The 17149-nt window shown below is 74.3% G+C and carries 13 protein-coding genes; 8 read left to right on the top strand and 5 right to left on the bottom strand.

The genetic code is table 11. From position 1 onward, the window contains the following. Nucleotides 1–59 precede the first annotated feature (59 nt). Nucleotides 60–662 carry a 3-isopropylmalate dehydratase small subunit gene (leuD, locus tag ACH4E7_RS39065; protein ID WP_396253955.1) on the top strand — a complete coding sequence of 201 codons (603 nt, stop codon included), beginning with the start codon at nucleotides 60–62 and terminating at the stop codon, nucleotides 660–662. A 9-nt stretch (nucleotides 663–671) separates the two neighbouring features. On the opposite strand, the gene ACH4E7_RS39060 is transcribed toward leuD, so the two are convergent. The 5 genes from ACH4E7_RS39060 to ACH4E7_RS39040 form a co-directional block, all read right to left on the bottom strand. Beyond that, nucleotides 672–1919: an MFS transporter gene (locus tag ACH4E7_RS39060; protein WP_396253954.1), complete on the bottom strand. Its 1248-nt coding sequence runs from the start codon at nucleotides 1917–1919 to the stop codon at nucleotides 672–674. Then, nucleotides 1916–2509 carry a helix-turn-helix domain-containing protein gene (locus ACH4E7_RS39055; RefSeq protein WP_396253953.1) on the bottom strand — a complete coding sequence of 198 codons (594 nt, stop codon included), beginning with the start codon at nucleotides 2507–2509 and terminating at the stop codon, nucleotides 1916–1918. The genes ACH4E7_RS39060 and ACH4E7_RS39055 overlap by 4 nt, the downstream gene beginning before the upstream one ends. An 80-nt stretch (nucleotides 2510–2589) precedes the next feature. Continuing rightward, on the bottom strand, nucleotides 2590–3327 hold the full coding sequence (locus ACH4E7_RS39050) for a LuxR C-terminal-related transcriptional regulator (protein ID WP_396253952.1): 738 nt from the start codon (nucleotides 3325–3327) through the stop codon (nucleotides 2590–2592). Between the two features lie 36 nt (nucleotides 3328–3363). Then, on the bottom strand, nucleotides 3364–3543 hold the full coding sequence (locus ACH4E7_RS39045) for a hypothetical protein (protein WP_396253951.1): 180 nt from the start codon (nucleotides 3541–3543) through the stop codon (nucleotides 3364–3366). A gap of 153 nt (nucleotides 3544–3696) precedes the next feature. Beyond that, entirely contained in the window at nucleotides 3697–4059 is a 363-nt protein-coding gene (locus ACH4E7_RS39040; RefSeq protein ID WP_396253950.1) for a hypothetical protein, read from the bottom strand. 208 nt (nucleotides 4060–4267) lie between these two features. On the opposite strand from ACH4E7_RS39040, the gene ACH4E7_RS39035 reads away from it, so the two are divergent. The 7 genes from ACH4E7_RS39035 (at nucleotide 4268) to ACH4E7_RS39005 (ending at nucleotide 17089) form a co-directional block, all read left to right on the top strand. Continuing rightward, nucleotides 4268–5269, top strand: a complete 1002-nt coding sequence (locus tag ACH4E7_RS39035; protein ID WP_396253949.1) for a helix-turn-helix domain-containing protein — start codon at nucleotides 4268–4270, stop codon at nucleotides 5267–5269. A gap of 142 nt (nucleotides 5270–5411) precedes the next feature. Beyond that, nucleotides 5412–6611, top strand: a complete 1200-nt coding sequence (locus ACH4E7_RS39030) for an aromatic ring-hydroxylating dioxygenase subunit alpha (protein ID WP_396253948.1) — start codon at nucleotides 5412–5414, stop codon at nucleotides 6609–6611. Beyond that, nucleotides 6608–7972, top strand: coding sequence for a flavin monoamine oxidase family protein (locus ACH4E7_RS39025; protein WP_396253947.1), 1365 nt, complete (start codon nucleotides 6608–6610; stop codon nucleotides 7970–7972). The genes ACH4E7_RS39030 and ACH4E7_RS39025 overlap by 4 nt, the downstream gene beginning before the upstream one ends. Beyond that, nucleotides 7969–8877: an LLM class flavin-dependent oxidoreductase gene (locus ACH4E7_RS39020; RefSeq protein WP_396253946.1), complete on the top strand. Its 909-nt coding sequence runs from the start codon at nucleotides 7969–7971 to the stop codon at nucleotides 8875–8877. Before ACH4E7_RS39025 ends, ACH4E7_RS39020 begins: the two co-directional genes overlap by 4 nt. A 111-nt stretch (nucleotides 8878–8988) precedes the next feature. Further along, nucleotides 8989–10758, top strand: coding sequence for an amino acid adenylation domain-containing protein (locus tag ACH4E7_RS39015; RefSeq protein ID WP_396253944.1), 1770 nt, complete (start codon nucleotides 8989–8991; stop codon nucleotides 10756–10758). 136 nt (nucleotides 10759–10894) lie between these two features. After that, a complete protein-coding gene (locus ACH4E7_RS39010; protein ID WP_396253943.1) occupies nucleotides 10895–12310 on the top strand; it encodes a KamA family radical SAM protein in 1416 nt (471 codons plus the stop codon). Nucleotides 12311–12472: 162 nt separating this feature from the next. Then, entirely contained in the window at nucleotides 12473–17089 is a 4617-nt protein-coding gene (locus ACH4E7_RS39005; protein ID WP_396253942.1) for an amino acid adenylation domain-containing protein, read from the top strand. Nucleotides 17090–17149 lie beyond the last annotated feature (60 nt).

The raw sequence follows: 17149 nt of genomic DNA, 5'->3' as shown, positions 1-17149 counted from the left end.
GGACGGCTGCGGCGTTCGTAACCGTTCGACTGACATCCGGAGAGGAACCAAGAGGAACCATGCGGTCATTCACCGTCCACACCGGCACCGCCGTCCCGCTGCGGCGGAGCAACGTGGACACCGATCAGATCATCCCGGGCGAGTTCTGCAAGCGCATCGGCCGGACCGGCTACGCGGACGCGCTGTTCGCCGAATGGCGGGACAGCCCCGACTACATCCTGGCGCAGCCCCAGTACCTCGGCGCGAGCGTGCTGGTGGCCGGCCGGGACTTCGGGATCGGCTCCTCCCGGGAGCATGCGGTCTGGGCGCTGGTGGACCACGGCTTCCGGGCCGTGATCGCGCCCTCGTTCAGCGACATCTTCCGCGGCAACGCGCTCGGCAACGGTCTGCTCGCCGTGCAGGCGGCCCAGGAGACGGTCGAACGGCTGTGGGACCTGGTGGAGAGCGCCCCCGACACCCCGGTCCTGGTCGATCTGGAACGGAACGCGGTGACGGCGGGAGAGATCCGCTTCGGGTTCACGATCGAGGAGCACCTGAGGCAGCGGCTGCTCCTCGGGCTGGACGAGATCGGCAACACGCTGCGCTGGGAGGAGGAGATCGCCTCCTACGAGCAGCGCCGGCCCGGCTGGATGCCCAGGACCGTTCCGGCGCGGACGAGTTGACGACTTCCGTCAGTCGGTGCGGCGCGGCAGGAGGAACGCGACCGGCGCGGCCGCCAGCAGCAGGGCGGCGGCGGTCAGCACGACCGGGCGGGCGGCGAGGACCTCGGCGAGCGAACCGGCCAGCAGGTAACCGGCCGCGCCGCCCAGGGCGTTGGCGGAGGCCATCCAGGTGAACGCCTCGGTGCGCCCGCCGGCCGGGACGCTGCCGCCGAGGAGGGTGGCGCCCACGGTGGCCGCCGGGGCGATGGCCAGGCCGGCGACGAACATCAGCGGCACCAGCCCGGCGAAGCCGGAGGCCAGGGCGACGCCGGCGAACTCGGCGCCGCCGAGCGCCATGAGCAGGCCGTACTGGGTCCGCAGCGACCAGGACCAGGAAGCGGCGCCGTAGCCGAGCCCGCCCACGACGCTGCCGAGGGCCCAGGCGGTCAGCAGCACGCCCGTCCCGGCGGGGTTGTCCAGTTCGACCGCGCGGGCGGCGGCGCCGACCTCGACCATGCCGATGGCGAGCATCTGCAGCAGGGCGGTGGCGCTGATCACCCAGACCGTGCGGTTGGACCGCAGCGAGGCGCGCGGCTCGGCGGCCGCCGGCCGCTGGCCGCGGTCGGCGGCGCACGGGCGGGAGCTGAGGAAGAGGAAGGTGCCGGCCAGGGTGAACACGGCGCCGGCAAGGAGGGCGAACTCCGGCGCGGCCCAGGCGATGGCGGCGCCGACCAGGGCGGGGCCGGCCACGAAGGTGACCTCGGTGCTGATCGCGTCGAGGCTGTAGGCCGCCGCGCGGGTCTCGGCCTGGGCGAAGGTGTCCGACACGAGGGCGCGCAGGGTCGAGGAGATCGGCGGCTGCGCCGCGCCGGCCAGCAGCGCCCCGGCCCACACCCCGGCGGCCTGCCCGTACACGGCGGCGGTCACCAGCAGCACCACTCCCAGCGGCCCCAGCACGGCGCAGACCGTGAGCACCCGGGCTCCGTGCCGGTCGATCAGCCGGCCGAGCGCCGGGCTGGAGACCGCCGAGGCGAGGCCGAAGCCGGACACCACGGCGCCGGCGACGGCGAAGCTCTCCAGCCGCCGCTGGAGCAGGAGCAGCAGCGCCATCGCGTACATGCCCTGGGCCAGCCGGGCCACGAAGGCGCCGATCATCGCCCGGCGGACGCGCGGCTCGGCGAAGACGGCGGTGAAGTGCCGCAGTCCGTGCGACGGCTGGGAGTCGGCCGTGGCGACTTCGGTCGGACGGGACGTCTCGCGGGTGCTGCCGGCGCTCACTTGGCGGCCTCCGGGAATCCGTAGCAGATGAGGCGCACCGGCCGGCGTTCGGCGTCCGGCTCGGAGCCTTCCTCCAGGGCGTGGCGCTCGGTGCGGGCGACGTGCTCGCGGGTGACGTACTCCATCTGCTCACTCCAGCCCCGGAGTTCGGTGCTGGTCATCATGACCCGGCGGCTGGTGATCGTGCAGGCCTGCTGCCACTCGGGCGGCAGCGAGCCCAGGATGTCGGCGAAGGCCAGGGCCTGGTCGTGGTTGCGGCCGATCAGGAGGCGGATGGCCTGGTCCCGGGCCGCGTCGGCGGCCGGGGTGCCCTGCTCCATGCTGGCCTCGGCCCGGGTGTAGGCGAGCTTCCAGGGGCGTTCGCGCCGGTCGCCGCCGCCGGTGCCGGCCTCCTCGATCAGGCCGCTCTCGGCGAGTTGGTTGAGGTGGTACGAGCAGACCTTGGGGCTGAGGCCGAGCTGTTCCGCGCACTGGCTGGCGGTGAGGCTCTTCCGCTCCCGGAGCAGTTCCAGCAGGTCCAGCCGGGTGGGGTGGGCGAGTGCTCGCATGGCCTTGACGTCGGAAACCGTCCGCTTGTCTTCCGTTCCCATGTTCGGAAGAGTATCTCCGGAAGAGTTCTTCCGCAATTCCTCCGGCACCTCTTGCTCCGCTGCCAGCTCCTGCGGCGCGCTCACGCCGGCACCGCCTGGTCCACCGGCACCAGGCCGACCTGCCAGGCCAGCCGGGCGGCCTGGACCCGGGCGGACAGCCCGAGCTTGGCCAGCACCTTGGAGACGTGCGTCTTGACCGTGGTCTCGGAGACCTGCAGCCGGGTGCCGATCTGCCGGTTCGAGCAACCCGAGGCGATCAGCCGCAGCACCTCGACCTCGCGGTCGCTCAGCGGCTCCAGCTGGTGCGGGCGTTCACCGGTCGCCGTGGTCGGCAGCAGCTGGAAGCGGTGGAAGAGGTCCCGGGTCAGGCTCGGCGTCAGGAACGCCTGGTCCGCGGCGACCGTGCGCACGGCGTGGACCAGGTCGGCCGCGCTGCAGCCCGTGTGCAGACAGCCGTGCGCGCCGAGCCGGACGATGTCGGCGAGGACGCGGTCCGCGGAGACCTCGGTGACCACGAACCTGGGCAGCTGCTCGGCGGGGACCTCCTCGACGACCCGCCGCAGCACGTGCTGGCCGCGGCCCTTCCCCATCCGCAGGTCGAGGACCAGGACGTCCGGCTGGGTGTCCCGGACCACTGAGACGGTCGCGGGCCCGTTGGCGGCGTGTCCCACCACGCTCAGCTCCGGTTCCCGGCCGAGGAGTGATCTGGTCCCTTCCCTCGCCAGGTCGTCGTCGCCGGCCAGGACCACCCTGATCGTGCGCTGCGATGCTGCCGTGTCCGGTGCGGCGACCAGGAGCATGGCTTCCCCCTCGTTCATGTGCGGTGTGCGGTCGGTCGGTTGGTTGGTCGGACGTCACTCCCAGCCGGTGGTGTCGCCGGGGGTGGGGGTGGTGGTCGGGGCCGGGGTGGCGGCCGCCGCGACGGCGGAGGCCGGGGTGGCGTGGCCTGCGGCGCCGGCGGTGCCTGCGGCGACGAAGGGCGTCAGGGCGACGACGAGGACGGCGGCGACGGAGGCGATACGTGTACGGATCATGGTGGTGTCTCCCCAGGCGTCGATGGTGCGTGGATGGATCCCGAGGCGGTCCGGCTCTGCACGGTGGTGCGCGAACCCGGTTCGCCCCCTGGGATATTCGGGGCGCCCGCCGCTCTCGGTGTGCCTCCAGTCTTGTCGCTCGGCGTGCCCGTGTCAGCACCGCCCGATGTCCCAATCATGCGGTGGCATAGTCCGTCCACCTCCGCCCCGGGCGGCGAGCAGCCGCTCGAAGAAGGCGTCGACCAAAACGGCCTGACAGTCCATCAGGGCGGCGGCGGTGAGCCCGGCGTGCTCGACCAACACGCGCTCGCCGACCGAGCGGGCGGCGGCCTCGGCCGAAGCGAGCGTGGGGGCGGTGACGAACAGGCCCAGGGTGGCGACGCCCTGCTCCGCGGGATGGAGGGTGACGTGGTCGAGAGTCGCCTCGGCGGACACCGGGCCGAGCAGCCGGCGCCGGAGGCCGGAGGGGAACGCGAAGCCGTCCGGCAGGGCCAGGCGGACATGAATCAAGTACACCTGGCGAGCATTCACCCTCGCCCACCGGCGGCAGGGCGCGGACGGCTGTCCGTTTTATGCAGAGGCCGGAACCGGACACTGCCCCATAAAAGCCGTGAGCCTCCCCGGCGACGGGGATCGAACCGTGCCAACACTTGGCGGGTCCATCACCGTTGCCTACCATGCTGCGGACGAACTTCATGCTGCGGACGAACTAAAAGGGGGCGGAATGCTGAACGCTCTCGGGCTGGACCAGGCGTCCGAGCGGATCTACCGGGCCATGCTGGGCAACCCGCACGAGGACCTGAACGCCCTGCTCGACCGATTAGAGCTCCCCGAGGAGGAGGTCCGGGGCGCGCTCGACCGGCTCAGCGAGCTGGCCCTGGTGCGCCGGCGCCCCGACGACCCCTCGCGCTACCGGGTGGTCGACCCCGAGGTGGGCATCGAGGTCCTGATCGCCAGCCGGCGGGCCCACCTCGCCGAGGAGCAACAGCGCATCGAGCAGGCCAGGTTGGCCGCGATGGAGCTGATCCAGAGTGCCGCCCGGCAGCGCCGCCGCCCCGAGCAGCGGTTCGCGGAGCAACTCGGCCACCTGGACGAGATCCGGGACCGGATCAACATGCTCTGCCGCAACGTCACCCGCGAAGTGATGACCTTCGCCCCCGGCGGCGGGCAGAGCGCCGCCAACATGGAGGCCGCCAAGCCGCAGGACCGCGAACTCCTGGAGCGCGGCGTACGGATGCGGACCCTCTACCTCGACAGCGTCCGCAACAGCCCGGCCACCGTGGCGTACGCGAAGTGGCTCGCCGAACTGGGCGGCGAGGTCCGTACGGTGCCCGCCCTGCCCACCCGGCTGATGATCCTGGACCGCACCACCGCGGTGCTGCCCGTCGACACCGAGAACACCGGCAGCGGCGCGGCCCTGCTGACCGGCCAGGGCACCCTGGTCGCGCTCTGCGCCCTGTTCGACCTGGTCTGGGAACGCGCCGTACCGCTCTACTCGGCCGCCCCGCGGGAGCACGACGAGCACGGGCTCAGCCCGCAGGAGGCCGAGGCGCTGCGGCTGCTCGGGCAGGGGCACACCGACGAGACCATCGCCAAACGGCTGGGGGTCTCGGCCCGTACCGCACGGCGCATCGCCGCCGACCTGATGGAGACGCTGGGCGCCCGGAGCCGCTTCCAGGCCGGTGCCAAGGCCGTCGCCAACGGGTGGCTGACCGGCGAGGAGTGAAAGCGCCCCCCTTCGTGAGGGCGCCCTTCGGGAGAGCGCCCTTCGTACCAAGGGACGAGCACCGGTGCACCGCTCAGCCGATGCGGTTCGGTGACGCACCTTCATAGCCTGATGGAACTGCCGCCCGTAGAAAGGCTTTTCCATGTTGGCCAGTGTGGAGGACCGGAGTTCACCGGCCCTGATCCTCGGTTCCGAGACGCTCAGCGAGATCCTGGACCCCACGGGCCCCGGACGGGCCCTGCCCGGTGCCGCCTATACCTCCGAGCAGGTCTTCGGCTGGGAGCGCGCCCGGCTGTTCCAGCAGGGCTGGGTGGCCGTCGGCCGGGTGTCGGACCTCGCGGCCAAGGGCAGCCAGAGCGCCGTCGCGGTCGGTGGGCAGAACATCCTGCTGGTCGGCACCGGCGAGGGGGTCAACGCCTTCGTCAACGCCTGCCGGCACCGCGGGCACGAGTTGGTGGCGCAGGGCTGCAAGGTGCGCCGGGCCCAGGTGTGGTGCGCCTACCACGCCTGGGTGTACAAGCTCGACGGCGAGCTGCGCAGTGCCCCCCGCTTCGAGGAGCTCGCGGAGTCCGACCCGGTCGGCATGGGGCTGCTGCCGGTCCGGTCGGCGATGTGGAACGGCTGGCTGTTCGTCAACCTGTCCGGGGAGGCCCCGGACCTGGTGGAGACGCTGGGCAACCTCACCGAGGTGCTGGCCGCGTACCGGCTGGACACCCTCCAGGTCGGCGGCCGGGCCGAGTACGCCCTCGACGCCAACTGGAAGCTGCTGGTCGAGAACTACCTGGAGTGCTACCACTGCCCGAGCACGCACCCCGAGCTCAGCCGGGTGCAGCGCACGGTCAACGGTGAGGGCTTCGCCAGTACGGGCCTGTGGCTGGGCGGATCGCTCGACCTCAAGAACTCGGCCACCAGCATGTCGCTGGACGGAACCGGGCCGGACTGGACCTTCCCGCTGCTGGACGAGGACCGCGCCCGGCAGGTCTGCTACTACGCCGTGCTGCCCAACCTGTTCGTCACCGCGACGCACGACTACGTGGTGACCCACCGGATCGAGCCGCTGGCCGCCGGCCGCACCAAGGTGGTCTGCGAGTGGCTCTTCGACCCCGAGCTGCTCGGCCGGGAGGGCTTCGACCCGGGCTACGCGGTGGACTTCTGGCGCACCACCAACGACCAGGACTGGAAGGCCTGTTCGTCCACCCAGCGGGGCGTCTCCAACGACCGCTACATCGCCGGGCCGCTCGCCTCGCACGAGGAGGAACTGCGCACCTTTCTGCGCGCGCTGGCCCTCGCGTACCGCGACGACGCGCCGCTGCGCCCGGTCTGGACCGGAGGCCAGGCATGAGCCCCCGGGTCGAGGACGCCGACGTGGTCGTGGTGGGCGCCGGCCTCGCGGGCCTGGTGACGGCCTCGGGCCTGGCCGAGCGCGGGCACCACGTGCTGGTCCTGGAGGCCGGCGCCCGGGTCGGCGGACGCACCGACAGCCGGCCCGCCCACGGCCTGACGCTCGACCAGGGCGGCACCTACATCGGCCGGCTGCACACCGAGGTCGCCGCGCTGGCGGACCGGCTCGGCCTGCCCCGGGTCCGTACCGCCGCGGCCGGCGCGAGCCTGTTCGACTTCGGCGGCCGGCTGCTGCGCGACGACGGGCCGACGCCGCCCTACAGCGCGCTCGCCCTGGGTCTGGCCCTGGACCGGGTGGAGGAACTCGCCGAGCGGGTGGACCTGGACGAGCCGGGCCGCTCGCCCGACGCCGAGACGCAGGACCGCACCACCGTCCGGGACTGGCTGGCGGAGGAGTTCGACCACCCCGACTCCCGGCTGCTGATCGAGCAGATCGTCCGGGAGATGCTGGCCGCCGAGCCGGACGAGGTGTCGCTGCTCCACTTCCTGTTCTACGTCCGCTCCGGCGGCGGCCTGCCCTTCCTCACCGCCTTCGCCTCCGGCGCGCAGGAGGAGCGGTTCGCGGGCGGCGCCCGCGCCCTCAGCGACGGGCTGGCCGCCGGGCTCGGCGGGGCCGTCCGCCTTTCCACCCCCGTCCGCGGGATCAGCGCCCGGCCGGACGGGACGATCCGGGTCGCGGCGGACGGACTGCTGGTCGACTGCTCCCAGGTGGTCCTGGCCACCGGTCCGGGCCCGGAGGCGGCGATCGCCTTCGACGGCGTCGACGCCACCGGCTCGGCGCCGGTGCCGGTGGCGGGGACGGCGGTCAAGCTGCACCTGGTCTACCCGGAGCCGTTCTGGCAGCGCGAGGGGCTCAGCGGCTGGGTCACCGCCGACCGTGCCCCGCTGCGCTTCCTGGTCGACGACTCGGCCGGGCGGGGCGGCCTCGGCGTGCTGGTGGGCTTCCTCACCGGTGCGGAGGCGCGGCTGTGGCACCGGGGCGAGAGCAGCGCCGAATCCGTGCTGGCCCGGCTGGCCGAGTGGCTCGGACCGCAGGTTCGGGAACCGCTCGGCCTGTACGCCCGGGACTGGCAGCGGGAGCCGCTGGTCCAGGGCTGCTACGCGGCCGTACCGGCCCTCGGCGACTGGGTGCGCCGCGCCCGGGCCGCCGCGCCGGACCGCCGCTGGCCCCGGGTGCACCGGGTCGGCGCCGAGTACTCGCCGCACTTCTTCGGCCACCTGGAGGGCGCGGTGCGCTCCGCCCACGCCGTGGCCGCCGCCATCCACCGGGCCGAGCTGGTGCCCTCGGGATGTGCCCGATGAGCGGGCCGGACGGGCGCCCGCTGCGACACGCACTGCTGCTGCCCAACGCGGGCCACTACGCGGACCCGGCCAGGCTGGTCGAGTACGCCGTCCGAGCGGAGGAGTCCGGCTGGGACGGGCTGTTCCTCTGGGACCACCTGATGCTCCACCGCGAGCTGCGGCTCCCGGTCGCCGACACCTGGACCGCGGTCACCGCCGTCCTCGCCCGTACCCGACGCCTGGTCAGCGGCCCGCTGGTCACCCCGCTGGCCCGCCGACGCCCGTGGAAGGTGGCCCGGGAGAGCGCCACGCTCGACCGGCTCTCCGGGGGCCGGCTGGTGCTCGGGGTCGGGCTCGGCGCGGTCGGGGACCTGGACTTCGCCGCCTTCGGCGAGGAGGGCGGGCTGCGCGAGCGGGCCGCCCGGGTCGACGAGTCCCTGGAGGTCCTCGCCGGACTCTGGCGCGGGACCGAGTTCAGCCACCAGGGCCCGCACTACCGGGTCGACCGGGCCACCTTCCTGCCGACCCCGGTGGCCGACCCGCACGGCAGGGGGCCGCGGGTACCGGTCTGGGGTGCCGCCACCTGGCCGGCCGCCGGATCGGGCGCGCTGCGCCGGGCCGCCGCGCTCGACGGCGTGGTGCCCATGGTGCGCGCCGAGGGCGGCGGACTGCGCGGCCCCGAGGCGGACGAACTCGCGGCGATCCTGCGACGGATGGACGAGGTCGGTTCCCGGCCGGGACCGGCCGGACGCGAGGTCGCCGCAGTCGCCGTGGCCGCGCCCGGCGACCCGGACGCGGCCCGCGCGCAGTCGGCCGCTCTGGCCGCGGCCGGCGCGACCTGGCGCCTGGAGTCCTTCGACCCCTGGCGGCGGACTCCGCGGGACCTGGCCGAGTGGCTGGCCGCCGGTCCGCCCCGGACCGTCTGACTGACCGACTGAGTGACCGGCCGGCTGACGCCGGCGCCATCGCCCCTGCCCGTCGGGCCGTCGCCGGGCGAATGCGCCTTCCTGAACGATCGGACCCCCCTAGGAGTACTGATGCTCGACCTCTTCGCATCCTGGGTCGCCGAGCGGCCCGACGACCTCGCCGTGGACGACGGCGAGTTGCGCCTGACCTTCCGCCAACTCTCCGACGAGGCAGAGCGGTTGGCGACCGAGCTGAGTGGGCTCGGCGTCGGCCCGGAGGACACCGTCGGCGTCCACCTCCCGCGCTGCGCCGGCCTGGTGGCCGCGCTGCTCGGGATCTGGCGGGTCGGCGGTGCCTTCGTCCCGCTCGACCCGGCGCACCCCGACGAGCGACTGGCCGTCATCGCCGCCGACGCCCGGCCCACCGTACTGATCACCCGGGACGCGGCGACCAGCCGCCGGGCCGGACTGTCCTACGGGCACCTGCTCGATCTCTCCGCGCCCCGACCGGCGGGCCGACCCTCGGCCCGGCCCGCCGACGGCGACGCCCGTCCGCCCGCGGAGCGGCTCGCCTACGTGATCTACACCTCCGGCACCACCGGGGTGCCCAAGGGCGTGGAGATCGAGCACGGCAGCCTGCGCAACCTCGTCGAGGCCTTCGGCGCACTCGTCGACGCCGACGGCGCACCGCACGGCACCGTGCTCAACGTGATGGCGCCCGCCTTCGACGGCTGGGTCTGGTCCACCGCGCTGCCGCTCGCGCACGGCCTGGGCGTCGTCCTGCGCGACGGCGCCGCCCTGGCGATCACCCCGGACCCGGTCGCCACCGAGGCCCGGCTGGTCACCTGCACGCCGTCCCTGCTCAGCGCCGCCGGCGAGGCCCTGGAGGCGATCCCGGCCGTGGTGGTGGCCGGCGAGCCGTGCCCGCCCGCCCTGGTCGAGCGCTGGTCCGCCGGCCACCGGCTGGTCAACGCCTACGGTCCGACCGAGACCACCATCTGCGCCACCTGGGCCGACCCGGCCAGGGGGGACGACCCGACCACGATCGGCCGCCCGATCAGCGGTGGCACCGTCCTCGTCCTGGACGAGCGGCTGCGCCCCGTGCCCGACGGCGAGGCCGGTGAGCTCTGCGTGGGCGGTGCCCCGGTCGGCCGCGGCTACCGCAACCGGCCCGGCCAGACCGCCGACCGGTTCCGGCCCGATCCCTCGGGCGGGCCGGGCGCCCGCCTCTACCGCACCGGCGACCTGGTCCGCCGCCGCCCGGACGGGCAGCTGGAGTACCTGGGCCGGGCCGACCAGCAGGTCAAGATCCGCGGCTACCGGATCGAGCTGGGCGAGCTGGAGCAGGTCGCGCACGAGGTCGCCGGGGTCGAGCTGGCCGTCGCCTTCGTGCTGCCGGGCACCGACGGCGTCCCGGGGAGCGACACCCTCGGCCTGGCGGTCCGGGCCGACGGCACCGACGACGGCCGGCTGACCGAGCGGGTCCGCGCCGCCCTGGCCGACCGCCTGCCCGGCTACATGCAGCCCGGCACGGTCGCCCTGGTGCCGCAGGTCCCGCTCACCGCCACCGGCAAGGCGGACCGCGCGGCGCTGGTCCGACTGGTGGCGGACCAGGCCCAGCCGACCGCCCACACCCCGGGCGAGGCCACTTCGGGCCGGGCACCGGGCACCGAGCTGGAACGGCGACTGGTCGAACTGTGGCAGGAGGTCCTGGAGCGGCCGGTCACCGACGTGGACACCGACTTCTTCGAGCTGGGCGGCCACTCGCTGCTCGCCGCCAAGGTGCTGACCGCGGTCGCCAAGGAGACCGGCGTCCGGCTGGCCTACTTCGACTTCCTGATCCTGCCCACCGTGGCCGGGCTCGCCTCGGAGATCTCCGCCCGCGAACCCGTCCCGGCGTGAGCGCCCCGACCGGGTGGCGCTGCGTCCGCCTCCAGCCCCTTCGCAGTCTGGCCGTGCGCCGACTGCTCCACACCGTCCTGCGCTGCGGTGCCGTCCTGCGGCCCGCACCGGGCGAAGAGTACGGGAGAGAACAGCGTTGACGGAGACCCTGATCCAGCGTCCGGCGGTCCATCCGCCCCGTACGGCCGAGCGGGCCGCCCAGCCGTACGGCTACCGCTACCGCGCCCCCGTCGAGCCCGACTGGCGCCGCTTCCCCGGCTGGCGGGAGGTCACCGCGGCCGAGTGGGGCTCCGCGCAGTGGCAGCGGGCGCACTGCGTCAAGTCGGTGCGCCAGCTGCGCGAGGTGACGGGCGAGCTGCTGGACGAAGCCTTCTACGCCGACCTGGAGCGGGACCAGCGGGAGCGGGCCACGATGTCGCTGCTGATCCCGCCGCAAATGCTCAACACCATGGCCCCGCAGGTCGATTCGGCCGGCCCGGGCGGGCTGGCGGAGGCGTTCCGGGCCGATCCGGTGCGCCGCTACATGCTCCCGGTCTACTCCGACCGCCGCACCGACTGGCCCTCCCACCCGTACGCCGCCCGGGACTCTCTGCACGAGCAGGAGATGTGGGTGGTCGAGGGGCTGACCCACCGCTACCCGACCAAGGTCCTCGCCGAGGTGGTCCCGACCTGCCCGCAGTACTGCGGCCACTGCACCCGGATGGATCTGGTCGGCAACTCCACTCCCCAGGTGCAGAAGGCGAAGTTCCTGCTGCGGCCCGCCGACCGGCTGACCGCGATGCTCGACTACCTGCGCGCCACCCCGGGCGTGCGGGACGTGGTCGTCTCGGGCGGTGACGTCGCCAACCTGCCCTGGCCCCGGCTGGAGGCCTTCGTCTCGGCGCTGATCGAGATCCCGTCGATCCGGGACATCCGGCTGGCGTCCAAGGCGCTGATCGGCCTGCCCCAGTACTGGGCCTCGGACGAAGTGCGGGCCGGCGTCGAGCGGCTCGCCTGGCTGGCCCGTACCCACGAGGTCCAGCTCGCCCTGCACACCCACGCCAACGCCGCGCAGCAGATCACCCCGGGCGTCGCCGACGCCGCCCGGGGGCTGCTCGACGCCGGGCTGCGGGACGTGCGCAACCAGGGCGTGCTGATGAGCGGGGTCAACGACTCGGTGGACGCCCTGCTCGACCTCGGGTTCGCCCTGCTCGACGGCGCCGGAATCATGCCCTATTACTTCTACCTCTGCGACATGATTCCGTTCAGCGAGCACTGGCGGACCTCGGTGGCGCAGGCCCGGGAACTCCAGGAGGGAATTCTGGGATATCTTCCCGGATTCGCCACGCCGCGCATCGTCTGCGACGTCCCCTACGTCGGAAAGCGCTGGGTGCACCAGGCCGTCGAGTACGACCGGGCGCGCGGGATCTCGTACTGGACGAAGAACTACCGCACCGTGCTGGACGACGACCAGGCCGACAGCTACGAGTACTACGACCCGATCCACACCCTGCCCGAGGAGGGGCGGGAGTGGTGGCGCACCCATGCGTCCGCCCAGCCGGCGCACGCCTGAACCCGCTTCCGGCGGCCCGCGCTCCTGCTTCCGTCGGATCGGCGTCATCCGTACTTCCGACCGCGGATGCCCCCGGCGGCCGATGATCGACCGACTTCCCGCGGCCTAATGTCTGAACAACGCCCCGCGCCATCACGAGATTCTTCGATAGGGAGAGCGACAATGCGACCCGATGGAATTCCCCTGACACCGGGGCAGCTCCGAATCTGGTTCGCGGAGAATTTCGAGGACGCGGCTCCGGCCTACAACGTCCCGGTCTCCTACCGGCTCACCGGCCCGCTCGACGAGGCGCGGCTGCGCCGGTCCCTGGACGCGGTCGCGGCCCGCCACGACGCGCTGCACGCCCGGTTCGGCCTGGACGACGGCGGCGAGGCCCGGCAGTGGACCGGCCCGGCCGCTCCGTTCAGGCTCGACGTCCGGGACCTGTCGGCCATGGGCCCGGCCGAGGCCTCGGCCGAAGTGGAGCGGGCGGTCGCCGAGTTCGCCTGGGCCCCGTTCGACCTGGAGCGTGGGCCGCTGGCCCGGGGCCTGCTGCTGCGCCTCGCACCGCAGGTGCACGTCCTCGCCCTGAACGTGCACCACATCGTCTTCGACGACTGGTCCACCGGCCTGCTGCTGCGCGACCTCGGCGCCGCCTACCGGGCCGACGGCGGGGACGGGCCGGCCCTCACCCCGGTCGCGCTGCCCTACGGCCGGCTGGTCCGGCAGGAGTGCGAACGCCACGAGGAGCTCGACACCGAGGCCCACCTGGCGTTCTGGCACGGCCGGCTGTCCGGCCTGCGGCCGATGGCACTGCCGACCGACCGCCCGCGCGCCGGACACCGCCGGGGCGCCGGCGCGGCCGTGCACTTCACCATCCCGGCCGCGACTGCGGCCGGTCTGCGCCGGCTCGCCCGGGAGCGGCGCTCCACCCCGTACATGGTGCTGCTCACCGCACTGCACTCGCTGCTGGCCCGCTGGAGCGGCGGCCCGGACGTCGCCGTCGCCTCCCCGGTGGCGACCCGTTCGCTGCCCGGCAGCGAGGACACCGTCTGCTACCTGGTGAACACCCTGGTGCTGCGCGCCCGGGTGGAGCCGACCACCCCGTTCGGGACGCTGCTCGACGAGGTGCGACGCACCGTCCTGCTCTCCCTGTCGCACCAGGACGTGCCCTTCGACGAGGTGGTGCGCACGCTGCGGCCGAACCGGACCCCGGACGGCAACCCGCTCTTCCAGGTCGCGCTCAACTACCAGAACGCGGTGGGCTCCCCGCTCGACCTACCGGGGATCACGACCGTGCCCCACCTGGTGCCGCGCGCCACCGCCAAGTGCGACCTGCTGCTCGACGTCGCCGACGACGGCGAGGCGATGGCCGCCTTCTTCGAGTACGACTCCGGGCTGTTCGACGAGGACACCGTCCGGCCGCTGGCCGCGGCCTTCACCGGCTGGCTGGACCAGGTGGCGGCGGCGCCGGACACCCCGGCCGGCCGGCTCGCCCTGGCGCCCGAGGCCGGCCCGCGCCTGCTCACGCCGCTGGCCCCGCTGCCGGTGGCCACCGGCGAGGACACCCGGCCCTTCCCGCTCACCGCCTCCCAGCGGCTGATGTGGCTCGCCCACCAGCTGCGGCCCGAATCCCCGGAGCACGCCTGCCCGTTCGCGCTGGAGTTCACCGGCCCGCTGGACCGCTCGGCCCTGCTCGCCGCCCTGGGCCGGGTGGTGGCCCGGCACGAGGTGCTGCGGGCCCGGGTGGTCACCGAGCGGGACGGCGAGCCGCGTTGGGTGCTCGGCCGACCGCCCGCGCTCGTCCCGGCCTACGCCGACCTGCGCGCGGCCGACGGGACGGAGCGGGCCCTTCGGGACCTGCTGGCCGCCGAGCTGGCCCGCCCGTTCGACCTCGAGGCCGGCCCGCTGCTGCGGGTACTGCTGGCACGCACCGGTGAGGACCGGCACGTGCTGCTGGTGAACGTGGCCCACGTGGCCTTCGACGGGCAGTCCGCCGAGATCCTCCGGGAGGAGATCCTGCGGCTCTACCAGGCCGCCCTCGGCCTGCCCGTCGAGGAACTGGAGCCGGCCCCGTCCTTCCGCCGGCACGTGCTGGAGCGCCTGCGCGACGAACCCGCCCCCGACGAGGCCCGGCTGACCCACTGGCGCACCTACCTGGCCGACACCACGGCGCCCCGGCTGCCCGCCGACCTGCGGGCCCCCGAAGTCCGCACCGGCGCCGGGTCCGTCCACACCTTCGCCCTCGACGCCGGCACCTCCGCCGCCCTGCGGGCGTTGGCCGCCCGCGCCCGTACCACGCCGTACGTGCTGCTGCTGGCCGCCTTCCAGGCACTGCTGTCCCGCTGGACCGGCGACGCCACCGTCCTGGTCGGGACGCCGGTCGCCGACCGGATGCGGGTCGACGGGGACGCCGTGGTCGGCTTCCACGTGGAGACCCTGGTCCGCCGGGCGGAGTTCGCCGCCGACCCGCGCTTCGACGAGCTGCTCGGCACCGTCCACGCCGACGTGATCGAGGCGCACCGGTACACCCACGGCCGGATGGCCGGCGAACGCCCCGGCCAGGGCTGCTCCTTCGACGCCGTGGTCGCCGAGCTGCAGCGCCGGGGCGAACTGCCCGGCGGCGAGCTCTTCAACGTGCTGTTCGACGTCCGGCACACCGGCCCGGGGGAGACCGAGGCCGGCGGGCTCGCCGTCCGCACCGTCGAGCTGCCCCGGCTCTCCGCCTCGACCGCGCTCACGGTGGACCTCGACATCGACGCCGGGGGCTTGGTCTCGGGCACCGTCGAGTACGCCACCGAGCTGTTCACCCCGCGGGCGGCCGGCCTCTTCGCCGACCGGTTCGCGGCCGTGCTCCGCCAGATCGCCGCCGACCCGTCGGTCCGCGTCGGCGAGCTGGACCTGCTGCTCCCGGGCGAGCCGGGCGGCGCCCGGCCCTGGCCGGCCGAGGGCACCGGGGCCCGGCCCCGCTACGTCCCGGTGCACCGGCAGGTGCTCGACCAGGCCGCCCGCACCCCGCAGGCCGTCGCCCTGGTCTGCGGCGACGACCAGCTCGGCTACGGCGAACTGGCCGAGCGGGTGGAGCGGCTGGCCCACCGGCTGATCGCCCACGGGGTGGCCGCGGAGACGCCGGTCGCCCTGCATCTGCCGCGCGGCTGCGAGATGGTCGTCGCGATGCTCGCCGTCGCCTGCGCGGGCGGGGCGTTCCTGACCGTGGACCCGGCGCTGCCGCTCGACCGCAAGAGCGTGCTGCTCGACGACGTGGACGCCCGGCTCGTCATCACCGCCGGCCCGGCGGCCCGTTCGCTGCCCGAGCGCCCGGGCCTGGTCCTGGTGGATCCGGCCGAGCCGGCCGCCGACGGGGACGCGGCCCTGCGGCTGCCCGAGGCGGACGCCGAGCAACTCGCCTACCTCATCCACACCTCTGGCACCACCGGCCGCCCCAAGGCAGTGATGGGCCTGCACGGGCCGCTCGCCGCACACTGCGAGGCGATGGCCGAGGGGTACGGGATCACCGCGGACGACCGCGTGCTGCAGTTCGCCAACCTCTCCTTCGACGCCGCCCTGGAGCAACTCCTGCCCGGCCTCACCCGGGGCGCCACGGTCGTGCTGCGACCGGACGACCTGTGGCTCCCGGAGGAGTTCGGCGACATCCTGCGCCAGTACGGCGTCACCGTCGCCGAGCTGCCCCCGGCCTACTGGGCCGCCGTGGTGAGCCGGCTGCCGGAGTACGGGGACGGTCCGACCAGCGGCATCCCGCCGCGGCTGCGGCTGCTCATCCTCGGCGGCGACGCCGTCTCCGGTGAGGTGGCCGCCCGCTGGCTGACCGCCGCGCCGGGCACCCGCCTGGTCAATACCTACGGCCCGACCGAGACCACGGTGACCGCGACCGCCCTGGAGGTCACGCCCGCCGAGAGCGGCCCCGGCATGGTGGCCATCGGCGGCCCGCGTGACGGCATCCGGGCGTTGGTCCTCGACCCGTCGATGCGCCCGGTGCCGCCGGACACCGCCGGCGAGCTGTACCTCGGCGGCAACGGGGTGACCCGGGGCTACCTGGAGCGGCCCGGGCTGACCGCCGACCGCTTCGTCCCCGACCCGGTGCTGCCCGGTGAGCGCCTCTACCGCAGCGGCGACCTGGTCCGGCTGCGCGGCGATGGCGTGCTGGAGTTCCTCGGCCGGGCCGACGACCAGGTCAAGATCCGCGGCTTCCGGGTGGAGCTCGGCGAAGTCTCGGCCCGACTGCTGGAGCACCCGCTGATCGAACTGGCCGCCGTCCTGGACCACCCGGTGCCCGGCGGCGACGACCGGCTGCTCGCCGCGTACGTCGTCCCGGTCGGCGGGCAGTCCGTGGACCCGGTGGAACTGCACCGGTTCTGCGCCGAGCTGCTGCCGGAGTACATGGTCCCGGCGCTGTTCGTGCCGATGCCGCAGCTGCCGACCACCAGCGGCGGCAAGGTCGACCGCCGGGCGCTGCCCGACCCGTTCACCGCCGGCGTCCGCGGCACCGTCCACGTCGCCCCCCGGGACGAGCTGGAGGAACTGGTCGCCGAGGTCTTCGGCACCGTCCTCGGCCTCACCGGCGTCGGCGCCTTCGACGACTTCTTCCACCTGGGCGGGCACTCGCTGCGCGCCACCCAGGCCATCACCCGGCTGCGCGAGGCCTTCGAGACGGACCTGACCCTCAGCCAGTTCTACGCCGCCCGGACCGTGGCAGGCGTGGCCGCGGTGCTGCTCGACAGCCTGCTGGACGAGGAGGGCGAGCCGGCCCCGGTCGGTGAGCCGGCCGGCCACGCCAACTGATCCTCCGTCACCATCCCGTTGGCGCTGCGCCGCCGCGGAACCTTCGAGAAAGGCGATTCC

It is taken from the genome of Kitasatospora sp. NPDC018058, assembly GCF_044327205.1.
In the GTDB taxonomy this organism is placed as follows: Bacteria; Actinomycetota; Actinomycetes; order Streptomycetales; family Streptomycetaceae; genus Kitasatospora.
This window is presented reverse-complemented; position numbering and strand designations above follow the sequence as displayed.

Excerpts from the sequence above, each read along its gene's own strand:
- ACH4E7_RS39050 (WP_396253952.1), bottom strand. The coding sequence starts at position 3,327 with ATGAACGAGGGGGAAGCCATGCTCCTGGTCGCCGCACCGGACACGGCA.
- ACH4E7_RS39035 (WP_396253949.1), top strand. The coding sequence starts at position 4,268 with ATGCTGAACGCTCTCGGGCTGGACCAGGCGTCCGAGCGGATCTACCGG.
- ACH4E7_RS39025 (WP_396253947.1), top strand. The coding sequence starts at position 6,608 with ATGAGCCCCCGGGTCGAGGACGCCGACGTGGTCGTGGTGGGCGCCGGC.
- ACH4E7_RS39030 (WP_396253948.1), top strand. The coding sequence starts at position 5,412 with ATGTTGGCCAGTGTGGAGGACCGGAGTTCACCGGCCCTGATCCTCGGT.
- ACH4E7_RS39015 (WP_396253944.1), top strand. The coding sequence starts at position 8,989 with ATGCTCGACCTCTTCGCATCCTGGGTCGCCGAGCGGCCCGACGACCTC.
- ACH4E7_RS39045 (WP_396253951.1), bottom strand. The coding sequence starts at position 3,543 with ATGATCCGTACACGTATCGCCTCCGTCGCCGCCGTCCTCGTCGTCGCC.
- ACH4E7_RS39055 (WP_396253953.1), bottom strand. The coding sequence starts at position 2,509 with ATGGGAACGGAAGACAAGCGGACGGTTTCCGACGTCAAGGCCATGCGA.
- ACH4E7_RS39020 (WP_396253946.1), top strand. The coding sequence starts at position 7,969 with ATGAGCGGGCCGGACGGGCGCCCGCTGCGACACGCACTGCTGCTGCCC.
- leuD (WP_396253955.1), top strand. The coding sequence starts at position 60 with ATGCGGTCATTCACCGTCCACACCGGCACCGCCGTCCCGCTGCGGCGG.
- ACH4E7_RS39005 (WP_396253942.1), top strand. The coding sequence starts at position 12,473 with ATGCGACCCGATGGAATTCCCCTGACACCGGGGCAGCTCCGAATCTGG.